This is a genomic window from Kitasatospora sp. NPDC056138 (assembly GCF_042264695.1).
Lineage (GTDB): Bacteria > Actinomycetota > Actinomycetes > Streptomycetales > Streptomycetaceae > Kitasatospora.
This window is the reverse complement of the sequence record NZ_JBHJVK010000024.1, coordinates 36,608-52,002: the sequence shown is the minus strand read 5'-3', so window position 1 is coordinate 52,002 and position 15,395 is coordinate 36,608. Positions and strand designations below refer to the sequence as shown.

Here is a 15,395-nt window from a genome sequence, read left to right as displayed (position 1 = left end):
CGGCTGGCGTGTCCCTTGAACGGCCGACCCCGCAACCCCACGCGATGGCAGCGGCCGCTCACCCACGTCAACACCAGGAGAATCCACTCCCGTGGCAGTCAAGATCAAGCTCAAGCGTCTCGGCAAGATTCGCTCCCCGCACTACCGCATCGTCGTCGCCGACTCCCGCACCAAGCGTGACGGTCGTGCGATCGAGGAGATCGGCATCTACCAGCCGACCTACAACCCCTCGAAGATCGAGGTCGACAGCGACCGCGCCCAGTACTGGCTGTCCGTCGGCGCCCAGCCGACCGAGCCGGTTCTCGCCATCCTGAAGCTGACCGGCGACTGGCAGAAGTTCAAGGGCCTGCCGGCCCCGGCGCCGCTGAAGGTCGCCGAGCCGAAGGTCGAGGACTTCTCGCACCTGTTCGCCAAGGCCGTCGCCGGCTTCGAGGACAGCACCACCGGTGTTGCCATCACCCCGAAGGCCAAGAAGTCGGACAAGGCCGAGGCTGAGGCCGAGGCCGCTTCCACCGAGGCCTGATCGTGATCGAGGAGGCCCTCGACCACCTGGTGAAGGGCATCGTCGAGCACCCCGACGAGGTTCAGGTGCGTTCGCGCAACCTGCGGCGGGGTAACACCATCGAGGTGCGGGTGCACCCCGATGACCTCGGCAAGGTGATCGGCCGGGGCGGCCGGACCGCGCGCGCTCTGCGTACCGTGGTCGGCGCCCTCGGCGGTCGCAACGTCCGTGTCGACCTGGTCGACGTGGACAGCATTCGCTGACGCACAGCCGTCAGGCTTGGGGCCGGTCGGGACGCTCGTCGTCCCGACCGGCCTTCTTTCGTTTTTCCGTCCTTCCGGTCCTTCGCAGCGCAAGCTCAGCAACTTCAGGAGAGCGATCACCGTGCAGCTCGTCGTCGGCAAGATCGGCCGCGCCCACGGCATCAAGGGTGACGTCAGCGTCGAGGTCCGCACCGACGAGCCGGAACTCCGGCTCGGCCCCGGTGCGGTGCTGCTCACGGACCCGGCGTCGGCCGGCCCGCTGACCGTCGAGTCGGGCAAGGTGCACAGCGGTCGACTGCTGCTGCGCTTCGCCGGGGTGAGGGACCGGAACGGCGCCGAGGCGCTGCGCGGAACCCTCCTGATCGCCGAGGTCGACCCCGAGGAGCGCCCGGAGGAGGAGGACGAGTACTACGACCACCAGCTGATCGGCCTGGACGTGGTCCTGCTCGACGGCACTCCGGTCGGCGAGCTGACCGAGATCATCCACCTGCCCTACCAGGACCTCCTCTCCGTGAAGAAGGCCGACGGGGTGGAGGTCCTGGTGCCGTTCGTCGAGAAGATCGTGCCCACCATCGACCTGGAGAACCAGCGCGTCGTGATCGACCCGCCGCTCGGTCTGATCGACCTCGATCAGGCGGTGGTCGCTGCCGGCTCGGGTGAAGCCGACGCGGATGCCGATGTCGATGCCGGTGCGGGCACTGATGGTGCCGGTGCTGGTGAGGCCGGCGAGGGCAAGGCCGACGCATGAGCGAGATGCGGATCGACGTCGTCACGATCTTCCCCGAGTACCTGGACCCGCTGAACGTCTCCCTGGTCGGCAAGGCCCGCGCTCGCGGCCAGCTGGACGTGCACCTGCACGACCTGCGCAGCTGGACCACCGACATCCACCGCACCGTGGACGACACCCCGTACGGGGGCGGCCCCGGCATGGTGATGAAGCCCGAACCGTGGGGGGCCGCGCTCGACGCGGTGGTCTCCCAGGGGCCCGAGGGTACGGTGCCGACTCTGGTCGTACCCACCCCGAGCGGCCGCCCGTTCACCCAGGAACTGGCCCAGGAACTGGCTGCACAGCCCTGGCTGGCCTTCGCTCCCGCCCGCTACGAGGGCATCGACCGCCGAGTGATCGAAGAGGCCGCGACGCGGATGCCCGTGGTCGAGGCATCGATCGGCGACTACGTCCTGGCGGGCGGCGAGGTCGCCGTCCTGGTCATGGTCGAGGCGATCGCCCGCCTGCTCCCCGGCGTGCTGGGCAACGCGGAGTCGCACCGGGACGACTCGTTCGCCCCCGGCGCCATGGCCGACCTGCTCGAAGGCCCCGTCTACACCAAGCCCGCCGAGTGGCGCGGGCGGGCGGTGCCGGAGGTGCTGCTCAGCGGGCACCACGGCAAGATCGCCCGTTGGCGCCGTGAGCAGGCCTTCGCCCGGACCCTGGCCAACAGGCCGGACCTCGTCGAGCGCTGGCAGTACGGATCCTTTGACAAGAAGGAACGGGAGGCCCTCAGCATTCTCGGTCTGGTCTGGGACGAGAAGCTCGGCCGATTTCGGTCCGCAGCCGATGCTGTGGAAGAATAGGCGACTGTTGTCTGTCGCCGGACTCCTCTCGTAGGGGTCGGTGGCCCGGCGCCCTCGCCACGGGGGGAACGCCGAAGGCCGAAGCGGCCCGCAACACAACCCATTGAGACGAATTTCCGTAGGCGGCCCGTGGCGTCTGCGATGGAGAGCATCATGAGCAACAAGCTCGCTGCTGTCGACGCGGCCTCGCTGCGCACCGACATCCCGGCGTTCCGCGCCGGTGACACCCTGAAGGTTCACGTCCGGGTCATCGAGGGCAACCGCTCCCGTGTCCAGGTCTTCCAGGGCGTCGTCATCCGTCGCCACGGTGCGGGCGTCGGTGAGACCTTCACCGTCCGCAAGGTCAGCTTCAACGTCGGCGTGGAGCGCACCTTCCCGGTGCACACCCCGGTCGTCGAGAAGATCGAGGTCGTCACCCGCGGTGCCGTTCGCCGCGCCAAGCTGTACTACCTGCGTGACCTGCGCGGCAAGGCCGCGAAGATCAAGGAGAAGCGCGAGCGCTGATCCGCTCACCCTCGGCTCCGCCGGGGGTTGGGTACGCTCGGACCGGGCTGAGAACCTTAGGGATAAGCTCAGCCCCGATGAGCACGCACGAACCACTCGCGGACCGCGATGGCAGTCCTGCACCTCCGGGTGCGGACTCGCCGTCGCGGTCCGCAGTCGTCTCCGGCGAAGTTCGTCTTCCGGAAGGCCGGCTCCCGGGAGAGGCTGCTCCAGGGACGGGAGAGACCGAAGCCGGCGCGGGCGGAACCGACAGCAGAGCGGGAGGGGTTGAAGCCGGCCCGGGAGTCGAAGCCGACGCGAGCGACGGAGCCGGACCCGGTTCGGGAGCCCCGTCGGCCGGTACGGCACACTCCGACGGCGAGGAACAGCCGGAGGGTGGGGACCGGTGGTTCTCACGGACGCTCCTCCTGGGAGTCGGGATATGCCTGCTGACGCTCCTGCTCGTGAACTTCTTCGTCGCCCGCCCCTTCGCGGTGCCGTCCGAGTCGATGGAGGGCACGCTCCGCCCCGGTGACCGGCTCCTGGTCAACCAGCTGGCGTACGACTTCGGCAGGCACGTCCAGCGCGGGGACGTGGTGGTCTTCGACGGCATCGGCTCCTTCCTCCCGTATGCGTCCGAGCCCCCACCTGCGCAGCGCTTCCTCGCCGGGTTCGGCCTGTCCTCCGGTGCCGACTCGGTCTATGTGAAGCGAGTGATCGGGATCGGCGGGGACCGGATCACCTGCTCCGGCTCGGACGGTCGGATCAAGGTCAACGGTGTACCGCTGGACGAGTCGGAGTACCTGTATCCCGGTGACGCCCCCTCGACGGCGGGCTTCGACGTCGTAGTGCCGGCCGGGAAGTTGTGGGTGATGGGGGACCACCGGAGTGACTCCCGGGATTCACGGGACCACCTCGGCGAGCCCGGCGGCGGCTTCGTCCCCGAGGACAAGGTGATCGGCCGCGCGGACTGGGTGGTCTTCCCGATCGGACGCTGGACTTCGCTCGACCGTCCTTCCGGGTTCGCCGCCGTTGAGGGGACTGGTGGTCATGGGGGTCAGAGGTAGGGGCCGCCCGACTGTTGCAGAGTCGGCGTCGGGGACGGCGGCGGATTCGGATTCGGGGGCGGAACCGGCACCCGGCCCGGAAGCCGAACCGACCGTGGGCCGGGCGGTGACCGAGCTGGCTGCCGAGCCGGCTGCTGGACCGGGTATTGCCCGGGGCCGGGCCGAACGTCGACGAACGGCCCGCCGTGCCGAGCGCCGCAGGCGCCGCTCCCTGCTTCGCGAACTGCCGATGATCCTGGTGGTCGCTCTGGTGATCGCACTGCTGTTGAAGACGTTCCTGGTGCAGGTCTTCGTCATCCCTTCCGGTTCGATGGAACAGACCATCCGGATCGGGGACCGGGTGCTGGTGGACAAGGCCACGCCCTGGTTCGGCGCAAAGCCCGAGCGCGGTGACGTGGTCGTTTTCAAGGACCCGGGCGGTTGGTTGGAGTCGGAGCGGAAGCCCTCCCCGGACGGACCGGTGCTCCACGGTGTGAAGCAGGTCTTCGAGTACGTCGGCCTGCTGCCGTCGGAGAACGAGCAGGATCTGATCAAGCGGGTGATCGGTGTTGCCGGGGACACGGTGGAGTGCTGTGATGCCACGGGGCGGGTGAGCGTGAACGGCAAGCCGCTGGACGAGCCCTACGTCGCAGTCGGCAACGCTCCGTCGCGGCGGACGTTCAAGGTCACCGTCCCGGCCGGGCGGCTCTGGGTGATGGGGGACCACCGGGACGTCTCCGCAGACTCCCGCTTCCACATGGACAAGCCCGGTGACGGTACCGTCCCCGTCGACAATGTGATCGGCCGGGCCTTCGTGATTGCGTGGCCGATGGGACGCATGCGTCAACTTGACGTACCTGCCTCCTTTTCCACCCTGCCCTCGTCGGTGGACGCTACTGGTCCGCGGGCCCTCGGCAGCGGCACCGGTGCCGAGGAATCAGTCGGGGTCAACCCGGATCCAGTGGAACCTCCGCTCGTTATGGGTGTGTTGGGCGTCATTCCATTCCTCGCACGGCCGGGGCGGGCAGCGGTCCGGCCCGGATTGCCGGTCGGTTGATCGCCGCATCCGCCGTGTGGGAGCGGTGGGCTGATGTCCTGGAGTGATAGAGAAGTTCTGGAGCGCTCGGTGTACGTTCCGGTTGCCTCCGGAGGCTGTTCCGGTGTCAGGACCGCCCGTGCAGGGCAGGCCTGAAGCGGATTGACGGTCAGTCACAGAGCGTGGTGCCCGCTGTGCGGCACTGGTGAGCGCGGGCGTGCAGGCGTCCGCACAGCAGGGAGGAGATGTTGTGGGGGATCTGGTGATCGGCGCCCGCTCGGGGGCCCCCGAGCCCGAGGGCGCCGGCAGCCGTACGGTCCGGTCCACCGAGTCCGCACAACCGTCGGAGCCGGGCGAGGACGGGTCGGCTGCCGGAGCGGCGGGTGACTCGGACGGTGGTGGTTCGGGTAGCGAGGCCGCTCGGTTGAGCGGTGGCAAGGGCGGCGACGGGTCGGTGAGTTCTTCGGGCGAGGAACCGGAGGAGACTCCGGAACCTCCGAAGCAGCGTTCCTTCTGGAAGGAACTGCCCATCCTGATCGGCATCGCGCTGATCCTGGCGTTGGTGATCAAGACGTTCTTCGTCCAGGCCTTCTCGATCCCTTCGGGGTCGATGGAGAACACTCTGCGGATCGGTGACCGAGTCCTGGTGGACAAGTTGACGCCCTGGTTCGGCGCGGAGCCGGAGCGCGGTGACGTGGTCGTCTTCCAGGACCCGGGCGGCTGGCTGAACGACGAGCCCGCCCAACAGAGCAGCAACTCCCTCGTCCGGAGTATGCAGAACGTGCTCAGTTTCATCGGCCTGATGCCGTCGGCCAATGAGAAGGACCTGATCAAGCGGGTCATCGCGGTCGGCGGTGACACCGTCGAGTGCCAGGGCGACGGTCCGGTCAAGGTCAACGGGCTCGCGCTGAACGAGCCGTACATCTTCCCGGGCAACACCCCCTGTGGTGACAAGCCGTTCGGTCCGGTGAAGGTGCCGCAGGGGCGGATCTGGGTGATGGGTGACCACCGTGGGGACTCGCTGGACTCCCGGTTCCACCAGGACCAGCCCGGTGGCGGCACGGTGCCGGTGGGCAACGTCATCGGTCGCGCGTTCGTGGTCGCCTGGCCGATCAGCGACTGGTCGACGCTGCCGGTGCCCGACACCTTCGGCCAGAAGGGGCTGGCCGCCGCGGCGATGCCCCTGGCGCCGCCTGCCGCCGGGGCGGCGGCCGCGCTGCCGGTGGTCTGGTGGCTTCGGAGGTCTCGTCGCTGAGACCTCCCGGGTCTGTCGTTGGGTCTTGCGCGGGCCGTGGTACCGGCGAGTAATCTGCTCGCACGTGCCACGGCCCGTCGGCTTTTCCAAGCCCGCCGCGGCGTACTCGTGCGGTGCACGGGTCGACCTGGAAGGGGCGGTGGCGGTGAGCGGTGTCGTGGAGCACACGACTCCGGCGTCGGCTGCGGCCGGCAAGCCGGGCGCAGCGAACCGACGGAGTCTGGGATCGCTGCTGCACGGCCTGGTGATCGGCCTCGGCTTCGCCGCGATGGTCGGCGGATTCGTGGTGCTCGTGCTCAACTACCGTCCGTACAAGGTGCCGACCGACTCGATGTCCCCGACGGTGCAGTCGGGGGACACCGTGCTCGCCCGCACGGTGAAGGGTGGAGCTGTGGGTCGGGGGGACATCGTCGTCTTCCGGGACTCGCAGTGGGGTGGCCTGACGATGGTCAAACGGGTGGTGGCGGTCGGCGGTGACACCGTGGCGTGTTGCGACTCCAAGCAGCACCTGCTGGTGAACGGCAAGCCGATCGACGAACCGTACGTGGCGCTGCCGATGATGCCGGGCGCGGACTTCAAGACGACCGTCCCGGCCGGTCGCCTCTTCCTGCTCGGGGACTTCCGGGCGAACTCCCTGGACTCGCGGGCGCATCTCGATGTCGCGAGCGGTACCGTTCCCGATTCCGACGTGACCGCTCGGGTCGAGGCCACGGTCTGGCCCTACGGTCGGTTCGGTGCCACCAGGCGTACGGTTGCGTTCGACGGGCTCGGTGCGCCGCTTGCAGCAGAGCCGGGGCCGGTGGCGCCGGCGATGTACGCGATGGCCGGCGGTGCAGCGGTGGTCGTGGTCGCCTCGGCTCTCGGCGGGGTTGTCTCGCTCGGCCGCAGGCTCAGGCGCCGGAGCGCCTGAGCGTTCCGGCGGGCCGGCATCGGCCGGACGGCTGCGGGGACCGACGGGCTGCGTGGTGCGGTCCGCCGGGTACCCGTGGAAGCCCGCCGAGTGGGACACCGGCCTCCCGCGACTCCCGTGACTCCCGTGACTCCTGGGGGCAGCGGGACGGCTTCCGCGACGGGTGGAGGTGACGGGCATGGCCGAGCGTCGGCGCGCGGCGCGAGTCCTGCTCCTGGACGGAGCCGGGCGGGTTCTGCTCTTCCGTGGCATGGACCCGGCCGTCCCGGGCGTGACCTGGTGGATCACGCCCGGCGGCGGGCTGGAGCCGGGCGAGGAGCCGAGCGACGCAGCGTTGCGCGAGCTGGCGGAGGAGACCGGGTTGACGGACATCGAGCTGGGACCGGTGGTGGCGTACGACACGGTTGTCTACTCCTTCCAAGGGCAGCATTACGAGCAGGACCAGTCGTTCCACCTCGCCCGGCTCCGGGAGGTCGGACGGGGGAACGGGGAAGACGGTGGGCCGGGGACCGGATGTCACGGTCGGCCGGGGAGCGGGGCGGGGGTCGGCTCGGCGCACCAGTGTGCCGGGCCGTCGGCAGCTGCCCGAGAGGCAGCGGAACACGCGCAGTTGCTGAGCGCTCGCTGGTGGACCGTGCCGGAGTTGCGGGCCACCGAGGAGACGGTCTACCCCACTGCGCTGGCGGACTTGGTCGACCGTCTGCGGAGGGACGGCCCGCCAGTCCTGCCGGTAGGGCTCTCCGAGTGGGTGCGGTGGTCCACAATGGGGTGGACCAGACGAGTTGAGGGGACGCCTGAATGAGTGCCGAGGATCTCGAGAAGTACGAGACCGAGATGGAGCTCAAGCTCTACCGGGAGTACCGGGACGTCGTCGGCCTGTTCAAGTACGTGATCGAAACCGAACGACGTTTCTACCTGACGAACGACTACGAGTTGCAGGTGCACTCGGTCCAGGGCGAGGTGTTCTTCGAGGTGTCGATGGCGGATGCCTGGGTCTGGGACATGTACCGGCCGGCCCGGTTCGTCCGCAAGGTGAGAGTGCTGACCTTCAAGGACGTCAATATCGAGGAGCTGGCGAAGAGCGACCTGGAGCTGCCCTCCGACGATGCGGCGTTTGGCAGCTGACCTTGGTCCGAGGTTCGGATCGGTGTCCAGCGCTCCGCTCGATATTCACTCCTGTGAGTGACGCGGGTTATCCACAAGCCCGAGTTATCCACAGGAATTGAGAACCCTCTGGCCTGATTGCAGCAGGGACGGCAACCTCCCCGACACGGAGGTGATAGCCGTGCAGAGTTCCAACAACGGTCTCGGCCGTTACGGCGAAGAGGTGGCCGCGCGGTGGCTCACCGCAGGCGGTCTGAGAATCCTGGAACGCAACTGGCGTTGCGCGGAGGGTGAGCTCGACATCGTCGCCCTGGATGGCGACACGCTCGCGGTCTGCGAGGTCAAAACCCGGTCCGAGCACGGGTTCCAGCAGCCGAGTGAAGGCATCGACCGGACCAAGGCCGAGCGCCTGCGACACCTGGCCGAGCGCTGGCTAGGCGAACGCTGGCCGACCCATTTCGACGGCCTCGCCCGGTCCGTCGCGGTAGTCGCAGCGGAGCCTGGAGCACGCCCTGCGGCCGACCGTGAGGCGAAGGCACAAGCGGTACCGCAGGCCCGTCCGGTTCCCCTGCCGCCCGGTGGTGTCCGGATCGACCTGATCGCGGTGGTCAACCGGGTCAAGGGCGCCGCTCAGGTCGAGCACTACCGAGGGGCGGTGTGAGATGGCCTTCGCCCATACCTGTTCTGTTGCGCTGGTCGGCGTGGACGGCGTGGTGGTCGAGGTGCAGGCCGACCTCGAACCCGGCCTCGCGGCCTTCGCCCTGGTCGGTCTGCCGGACAAAGCCCTCACCGAGGCACGGGACCGCGTCCGCGCCGCAGTGGTCAACAGCGGGGAGAGCTGGCCGCAGCGGAAGTTGACGGTGGGCCTCAGCCCGGCCTCCGTGCCGAAGAGCGGCAGCGGCTTCGACCTCGCCGTCGCCTGCGCGGTCCTGGCTGCAGCCGAGCGGTTGGAGCCGGCCTCCATCGCCGATCTGCTGATCATCGGCGAGCTGGGCCTGGACGGACGGGTCCGTCCGGTCCGGGGGGTGCTTCCGTCCGTCCTCGCCGCAGCGGACGCGGGGTACAAACAGGTCGTCGTCGCAGAAGCGACAGCTGCCGAGGCCGCCCTTGTCCCCGGGGTCTCCGTGCTCGGCGTCCGCAGCCTGCGCCAACTGATCGCCGTGCTCACCCAGGCCCCGGTCCCCGACGAGGAGCCGGACCAACTGTTCGGGCGCCGCGAACCGTCGCTGTCGGGGCTGATGGTCCCCGGCGTCGGGATCCGTGGGCACCAGCGGGAGGACGCCGCCCGGCTGGACCTTGCCGATGTCACGGGGCAGTACGAAGCCCGCCGCGCCTTGGAGATCGCCGCCGCGGGCGGTCACCACCTCTATCTCAAGGGCCCGCCGGGTGGTGGGACATACTGTCCGAGATACAGGAGGACAAGTGCCCAACCCCATACGAGCGGCCATCTACCTGCGGCTTTCCCGCGACGCAGAGGACAGCACGTCCATCGCGTCGCAGGAACAGGACTGTCGAGACTTCTGCCGTCTCCGAGGCTGGGAAGTCGTGCAGGTGGCGAGTGATGTCGACGTGTCCGGGTCCATCCGGCCGGAGGACCGTACCGGTTTCGGCGAGATCCTAGACAACCTGTCCGCCGTAGACGTGGTGGTCGCCCGGTCAGTCGACCGGTTCTCGCGGGTCACGGCTCACTTCGCTGGACTGGTCGAGACGCTGACCAGCAAAGGGGCAACGCTCGCGGACGTCCATGGGCAGGTTGACCTGACCAGCCCCTACGGCAAGTTCGTAACCACCATCATGGTTGCCTTCGCTGAGATGGAACGGGAGACGATCAAGGCCCGAATCCTGCGGTCGCGCGGCGAGCTGAGGCGTCAGGGACGTTGGCTCGGTGGCGCTGCGCCGTACGGCTTCCGGTTGGTCGAGAAGGACGGTGGAAAGGTTCTCGATCGGGACGACTACGCCGCTGGAGTCCTTGGCGACGTGGTCGCCCGCATCATCAAGGGCGTGACCCTCTCTCAGGAGATCGACCGGCTGACCAGCAGCGGCGAAGCTTCCCCGGGCACGTACCGAAAGATCACGCGGGGTGAGTGGCACCCGCCGATGGTCTGGGAAGAGTGGACGTACTCCGCCTTGTACCAACTCCTCCGATCTGAGGTTCTGCGCGGGTACCGTGTGGTCGGGAAGCGCTCGGAGCGTCGCGCCGTCCGTGATGAGTTCGGCGCACCCGTCAGGGTCGGCCCTGCTCTGGTGGACGACGAGACGTGGTACGCGCTACAGGACGCACTAGACCGGGCAGGGCAGACCAATAGGCGCCCCCGGCGTAAGGCGACCCTCCTGCTCCACGTCGCGTGGTGCGACGACTGCGATGACACGCTGTACTACAACTCCCGCGTGTACAAGGGGAAGACGCTCGACCTCTACACGTGCGAGGCAGCCCGCAACAAGCGTGTGCGTGACCAGGGGCGCTGCTCCGGTATCTCCGTCAACGCTGCCCGCCTTGAGAAGCAGGTTGAGGAATGGCTCCTGACTCGCTTCGGGCGCATGGACATGAAGGTTCAGCGCCGGGTCGGCGGGGGCAATGATCGCAGGGTCAAGCTGGACCAGCTCAGGGCTGACATTGATGCGCTGGCCGCTGACCTGGCGGGGCTCAGGGGCGCTTCGAGGGCTGCCGTCCTCCGACAGCTTGAGGCCCGGCAGGAAGCCCTGGAAGAGATCGAGGCTGAGCCGGAAGTCCCCGAGCGCTGGGAGTGGGTTTCTACCGGCCGCACGGTGGCTCAGGAGTGGGAAGCGCGCGATACAGCGGAGCGGCGCCTGATGCTGCTGGACTTCAAGATCAGGGCAGCGGTAGCCCCGGCACAAGGACGTAGGGCCTGGAACCCTGAGCGGGTGCAGGTAGGCCGGTACGTCGAAGACCCCGAAGCTGAGATGCTGGAAGCCATAGCCCGCGAAGATCTCATGTAGCCCCCTGGGCACCCCTCTGGCGCCCTTTCAGCCCTCGTCTGGCCAACCGGCCCGGCGGGGGCTTTCTCGTGCCCGTAGACGGCCGCACAGGGCTTCGGCCGGCAGAGAGATGCGCAGGAAGCCCCTGCGTTCCAGTGCCCCCGCAGGGGAGAGGCGGCACCGGCGGAACGCCTCCCACCCCTTGAAAACTAACGACCAAACGATCGAGCAGCGCACGGCAACCCTTGCGCTCCATGGCAGATAGGGACACCAGCCGACCAACGGGGCACAGGAAGCCCTTGCGCTCTACCTGAAATGAGAGGCCCGCTGACGGACCCGCAGGGGTCTTCGACAGGCGGCAGGAACCCTTTGCTCCCTCTCACTTTTGAGGGCAGTTGCACGCCCCAGGGACCGCAGGGAATTCGCTGCGCTCTCCCCAGTCCACCACCCCAAGGCTCACCGAGCCGACTCAAGGAGAGGCACATGTACGATCCGCTGCCCTACTGGCAGGCCGCGCAGCTCGCCAACAAGCGAGCCAACGACCAACACAAGCAGCACATAGCCCGGCTCAATGGAGAAGCACCCGAACAGACCTACCCGGGGCCGACTCCCGCCAGCAGCGCCGAACAAGCGCACACGCGCATAGACGCGCTCATCGAGTGGGTGCAGAACCTGGCTGAGGAACTGAGCGACCATCCCGGCGTGCCACTGAGCAGCCAGGATCTCATCTTCAACGACCCATGCCCGCAGCCGGGAAGCCGTGCTCGCCGCAGGAGCCGGCGGGAGCAGCGCACTGACGTAGCAGCCGCCTACCAGGAAGACGAGGGCGAGAAGTGGTGACCACCGACCCTGAGAAGTGGAAGTCCCGTCTTGGCAGCGAAGACGGCGGAATCCGGCACGTGGACTACGCCCACCTGTGCGCCGAGCGGTTCGCCGGACGTCTGCGCTTCTCGCCGCACCTCGGGTGGCTCCAGTGGACCGGGAACGTCTGGCGGATCGGCCACAAGCAGGCCCCCGCGTTCGACGGCATGACCAAGGTCTCCAACGGTCTGCTGTCCGAGGCTGGCGAGACCGGCAGCGATTGGCTCGCCGGAGCGGCGATGAACCTGCGCCGGTCCCAGCAGCGAAAGGCCATAGCCGCCGAGCTGGAATCCCTGCCCGAACTGCACGTCTCAGCACCGGAGATGGACTCGCACCCGCATTTGCTGGCCTTCAAAAACGGCACGGTCGACCTGCGCACCGGGGAACTCAGGGAATCGCGCCCCGAGGACATGCTGACGCAGGAAGCGCCGACCAGGTACCGGCCGGATGCTGAGTGCCCCGCGTGGCTGCGGTTCCTCGCCGATGTCTTCCCCGACGAGCCGGAAGTCATCGACTACCTACAGACCCTGCTGGGCTACGCCATCACCGGGGAGAGCCGCGAGCACGCGTTCGCCGTCTGGTTCGGCAGCCACGGCCGGAACGGCAAGGGCACCATCGTGCGGGCGCTCAAGGCGGTGTTCGGCCCGGATCTCGTCAAGGACGTCGACTTCAGCGTGTTCGAGCGGGGCGGGAACGCCCACACAGAGGACGTGGCCAGGATGCGGACGGCGCGAATCGTCACCGCCAGCGAGGGCAGCGAGGGAACGCCCATGAACGACGAACTCTTGAAGCGCCATGCCGGCGGGGACTCCATCCAGGCGCGCCACCTGTACCGGGAAACGTTCGAGTATGTGCCCCGCTACCTGATCATCCTGCTGTCCAACTACCTGCCGCAGTTCCAGAGCCAGGGCGCGGCCATCTGGTCACGCGTGCGGGCAATCGAGTTCACGCAGTCCTTCGCCGGGCGCGAGGACCGAACGCTGGACGAGAAGCTAGCCGCCGAAGCGGAAGGAATCGCCGCATGGTGCGTGCGCGGCGCCGTGCGGTACTACAGCGAAGGGCTGATCTCGCCAGAGGCCGTCAGCGAGACCACCCGCAAGCACAAAGAGAAGGTGAACCCCCTTGCCCCGCTGATCGACGACCTCTTTGTGTTCGACTCCGAGGGGAAGGTTCAGCGATCTTCGTTCAACCATGAATTGAAGGAGTGGAAGACCAGCAACGGGATCGCCACGAACCGGTTCACCCCACAGTTCACCAAGTTCCGACTCGCGGAGTCCGGCGTCACTGAGGCCCGGATCAACGGCGTCTGGTACCTGCGGGGGATCCGACTCACCCCGGAGTACGGCGGGCCGGTGGCCGTACCCGACTCCCCGGCGGCCATCAGCGGACCCGGCATCTTCGCCGCCGAGTAGGCTCAGGGGGCAGATTCATGCTCCTTCCCCAAATCCCCTATATACGCGTAAGGGGTTTTGGGTGAGGGATACAAATCTGCCCCCGAGGAGCCGGCGTCAGTTCTGCGCCGGACCCAAGACGCGGAGAACGGGCTTGTAGTAACACACATTGCGCCCCTTCTTGGTGACGAAATCGACCCGCTCCATTTCAAGTGAGCAGAGCGCGTCGCCGTCGATGTTTTCAAGTAGTTTCTTGATATTAGGGAGTTGCTCCTCCATCGCCCACATGCCAGTCTGGAACTTGAACACGCCAAGTTCATAGTCATCCGCAAGCCGGAACCGGATGGTGATACTCGGAGAGGGGCCCCTGAAGTCCTTTGCTGCCTGCCTGCGTTCGGCAAGCAGAGGGGGGCACCCGCAGGGCTGACCGACCTTGTTCTCCGGACTCAGAAACTTCGCACCATCGCAGTGGTGGACAAGCTTGCTTCGGTTCCAGAGCTTCCAGTCCCCGTAGACCGCTGACAGGCCGTCCAGCACCACCGGCATAGCAGCCCTATCAGTATCGATGCTGATGACTTTTTCGGCATCGTTCTCGATCTCTTCCGGCGTGCCACCGAAGAGCCGAGCAACCGTCTCGGCGGTCCCTGGATTGTTGGTCGATATGCGCCACCTTGAGAGTGCCATGGGCATATTGTCCACGCTCTTGCCCATGAGGAACCGGCCGACAGTATCATCGGCAAAAGTACGCATCCCCATATGTACACCCTCCAGCAACTCGAGAATATTTTTGGGATCATAGCACTGACAACCTCGCGGATGGTCGCGATATCACCTTTCCGAGTGGATTGAGCAGGAAATCCTGCATGAACAATGATTGATGGCTATAGGCGCAGTTCCCCACCCGAAGCGCGCCGCTCGACTGCCTGGGCATGATCTGCTGATCCATGCGAAATGAGCCACCTGCCAGCATTGGCAGACGGCTCATTTGCTGCGCGCCTGCGCCCTACTCGGCTGTCAGCGCCCGGTACACGGTCGCCTGGCCGACTCCTAGAGCCTTGGCGATGGTCCCGTAGGACTCTCCGGCAGCCTTCCGGCGCTGCGCCGCTGCGAGCATGTCCGGCGTCATGGCCTTGGGCCGTCCACCGACCCGGCCCTGAGCCTTGGCGGCTTCCAGCCCGGCACGGGTCCGCTCAACGATCACGTCTCGTTCGAGTTCGGCGAACGCGACCATCATCGTGAAGAAGAACTTGCCCTCGCCCTTGGGCGAGTAACTACCGGCCAGCGTGCCGGTCAGAATCCGCAGGCTGATCCCGCGCTGGTGAAGGTCCTCAGCGATGGTCAGCACGTCCTTGGTGGACCGGCCGAGGCGGTCCAACTTCCACACGCAGAGCGTGTCACCCTCGCGCATGTAGTCCAGCGCTGCCATAAGCCCGGCCCGGTCGGTGTTCTTGCCGGACGCCTTGTCCTCGAAGATCTTGCCGGTGCATCCGGCTTCCCGAAGGGCGTCTTCCTGAAGCTGGGCATCCTGCGCGCTGGTGCTCACGCGCTTGTAGCCGATCAGGTGACCGGTGCTCTTGTGCGTCGTCATGCCCCCATCGTTCCAAAACTCATTCCGAAACGTCAAGGGGTGCAGGCATGTTCTGGAACGACGTTTGGAACGGATCTGAGCCCCGATCTGGGCGTGTTCGACAGTGTTCCGATAACCATCGTTTGTGGAACGCCTGTCGGTCGTGACCGTCCGTCACTCGTAGGTCTGGTGAGACCCCTGCCCGGACGCATGGGACACCGGGGCGGGTCAATCTCTGGGTGTAACGGGCGATGGGGACCCTGCCCCCAGGCCTGACACGCCGCCGCGAATTAGAAGGTGGGGGGTATGGCTCCATGCGCTGCTTGCGGGGCGTACCGGGGGGTGGGTCAATCTCTGGGCGCATGACCGTCCGGGACCCTGCCCCCAGGCCTGACACGCCGCCGCGAATTAGAAGGTGGGGGGTATGGCTCCATGCGCTGCTTGCGGGGCGTACCGGGGGGTGGGTCA

The 15,395-nt window shown here is 67.4% G+C and carries 17 protein-coding genes and 1 pseudogene; 16 read left to right on the top strand and 2 right to left on the bottom strand.

The features are described 5' to 3' along the window. Positions 1-91: 91 nt before the first annotated feature. From rpsP to ACFC1R_RS17100, 16 genes and pseudogenes are all read left to right on the top strand, one after another. The gene (gene rpsP, locus ACFC1R_RS17175; RefSeq protein WP_375939292.1) at positions 92-523 is read left to right on the top strand and encodes a 30S ribosomal protein S16; all 432 of its coding nucleotides are present in this window, start codon (positions 92-94) and stop codon (positions 521-523) included. A 2-nt stretch (positions 524-525) separates the two neighbouring features. Further along, a complete protein-coding gene (locus ACFC1R_RS17170; RefSeq protein WP_030275689.1) occupies positions 526-765 on the top strand; it encodes an RNA-binding protein in 240 nt (79 codons plus the stop codon). A 121-nt stretch (positions 766-886) separates the two neighbouring features. Beyond that, positions 887-1,513 (top strand): ribosome maturation factor RimM, encoded by a 627-nt coding sequence (rimM, locus tag ACFC1R_RS17165; protein WP_375939290.1) that lies wholly within the window; start codon positions 887-889, stop codon positions 1,511-1,513. Between the two features lie 5 nt (positions 1,514-1,518). Next, the gene (trmD, locus tag ACFC1R_RS17160; protein WP_375939388.1) at positions 1,519-2,337 is read left to right on the top strand and encodes a tRNA (guanosine(37)-N1)-methyltransferase TrmD; all 819 of its coding nucleotides are present in this window, start codon (positions 1,519-1,521) and stop codon (positions 2,335-2,337) included. 153 nt (positions 2,338-2,490) lie between these two features. Further along, the gene (gene rplS, locus ACFC1R_RS17155; RefSeq protein WP_045301282.1) at positions 2,491-2,841 is read left to right on the top strand and encodes a 50S ribosomal protein L19; all 351 of its coding nucleotides are present in this window, start codon (positions 2,491-2,493) and stop codon (positions 2,839-2,841) included. Positions 2,842-3,284: 443 nt separating this feature from the next. Further along, on the top strand, positions 3,285-3,887 hold the full coding sequence (lepB, locus tag ACFC1R_RS17150; RefSeq protein WP_375939288.1) for a signal peptidase I: 603 nt from the start codon (positions 3,285-3,287) through the stop codon (positions 3,885-3,887). Between the two features lie 106 nt (positions 3,888-3,993). Further along, positions 3,994-4,923, top strand: a complete 930-nt coding sequence (lepB, locus tag ACFC1R_RS17145; RefSeq protein ID WP_375939286.1) for a signal peptidase I — start codon at positions 3,994-3,996, stop codon at positions 4,921-4,923. A gap of 229 nt (positions 4,924-5,152) precedes the next feature. Beyond that, a complete protein-coding gene (gene lepB / locus ACFC1R_RS17140) occupies positions 5,153-6,157 on the top strand; it encodes a signal peptidase I (RefSeq protein WP_375939284.1) in 1,005 nt (334 codons plus the stop codon). Between the two features lie 145 nt (positions 6,158-6,302). Beyond that, a complete protein-coding gene (gene lepB / locus ACFC1R_RS17135) occupies positions 6,303-7,067 on the top strand; it encodes a signal peptidase I (protein WP_375939282.1) in 765 nt (254 codons plus the stop codon). A gap of 178 nt (positions 7,068-7,245) precedes the next feature. Further along, positions 7,246-7,869 (top strand): NUDIX hydrolase, encoded by a 624-nt coding sequence (locus ACFC1R_RS17130; protein WP_375939280.1) that lies wholly within the window; start codon positions 7,246-7,248, stop codon positions 7,867-7,869. Next, on the top strand, positions 7,866-8,192 hold the full coding sequence (locus ACFC1R_RS17125) for a DUF2469 domain-containing protein (RefSeq protein ID WP_045301221.1): 327 nt from the start codon (positions 7,866-7,868) through the stop codon (positions 8,190-8,192). Before ACFC1R_RS17130 ends, ACFC1R_RS17125 begins: the two co-directional genes overlap by 4 nt. Before the next feature lie 160 nt (positions 8,193-8,352). Then, positions 8,353-8,832, top strand: a complete 480-nt coding sequence (locus ACFC1R_RS17120) for a YraN family protein (protein ID WP_375939278.1) — start codon at positions 8,353-8,355, stop codon at positions 8,830-8,832. Position 8,833: 1 nt separating this feature from the next. Continuing rightward, positions 8,834-9,565 (top strand): annotated as a pseudogene (locus tag ACFC1R_RS17115) (magnesium chelatase domain-containing protein); the annotation flags it as partial. Beyond that, entirely contained in the window at positions 9,474-11,129 is a 1,656-nt protein-coding gene (locus tag ACFC1R_RS17110) for a recombinase family protein (protein ID WP_375939277.1), read from the top strand. The pseudogene ACFC1R_RS17115 and the gene ACFC1R_RS17110, both read left to right, overlap by 92 nt. A gap of 462 nt (positions 11,130-11,591) precedes the next feature. Beyond that, entirely contained in the window at positions 11,592-11,948 is a 357-nt protein-coding gene (locus ACFC1R_RS17105; protein WP_375939275.1) for a hypothetical protein, read from the top strand. Beyond that, on the top strand, positions 11,942-13,381 hold the full coding sequence (locus tag ACFC1R_RS17100; protein WP_375939273.1) for a phage/plasmid primase, P4 family: 1,440 nt from the start codon (positions 11,942-11,944) through the stop codon (positions 13,379-13,381). The genes ACFC1R_RS17105 and ACFC1R_RS17100 overlap by 7 nt, the downstream gene beginning before the upstream one ends. A gap of 96 nt (positions 13,382-13,477) precedes the next feature. Here ACFC1R_RS17100 and ACFC1R_RS17095 read toward each other — a convergent pair whose 3' ends face one another. Both ACFC1R_RS17095 and ACFC1R_RS17090 read right to left on the bottom strand, forming a co-directional pair. Then, on the bottom strand, positions 13,478-14,134 hold the full coding sequence (locus tag ACFC1R_RS17095) for a hypothetical protein (RefSeq protein WP_375939271.1): 657 nt from the start codon (positions 14,132-14,134) through the stop codon (positions 13,478-13,480). Positions 14,135-14,363: 229 nt separating this feature from the next. Then, the gene (locus ACFC1R_RS17090; protein ID WP_375939269.1) at positions 14,364-14,948 is read right to left on the bottom strand and encodes a recombinase family protein; all 585 of its coding nucleotides are present in this window, start codon (positions 14,946-14,948) and stop codon (positions 14,364-14,366) included. Positions 14,949-15,395: the final 447 nt, after the last annotated feature.

Bases quoted from the DNA above. Each gene is read 5' to 3' on its own strand.
- trmD (WP_375939388.1), top strand. From the start codon at position 1,519: ATGCGGATCGACGTCGTCACGATCTTCCCCGAGTACCTGGACCCGCTG.
- rplS (WP_045301282.1), top strand. From the start codon at position 2,491: ATGAGCAACAAGCTCGCTGCTGTCGACGCGGCCTCGCTGCGCACCGAC.
- ACFC1R_RS17130 (WP_375939280.1), top strand. From the start codon at position 7,246: ATGGCCGAGCGTCGGCGCGCGGCGCGAGTCCTGCTCCTGGACGGAGCC.
- ACFC1R_RS17125 (WP_045301221.1), top strand. From the start codon at position 7,866: ATGAGTGCCGAGGATCTCGAGAAGTACGAGACCGAGATGGAGCTCAAG.
- ACFC1R_RS17110 (WP_375939277.1), top strand. From the start codon at position 9,474: ATGTCACGGGGCAGTACGAAGCCCGCCGCGCCTTGGAGATCGCCGCCG.
- ACFC1R_RS17105 (WP_375939275.1), top strand. From the start codon at position 11,592: ATGTACGATCCGCTGCCCTACTGGCAGGCCGCGCAGCTCGCCAACAAG.
- ACFC1R_RS17090 (WP_375939269.1), bottom strand. From the start codon at position 14,948: ATGACGACGCACAAGAGCACCGGTCACCTGATCGGCTACAAGCGCGTG.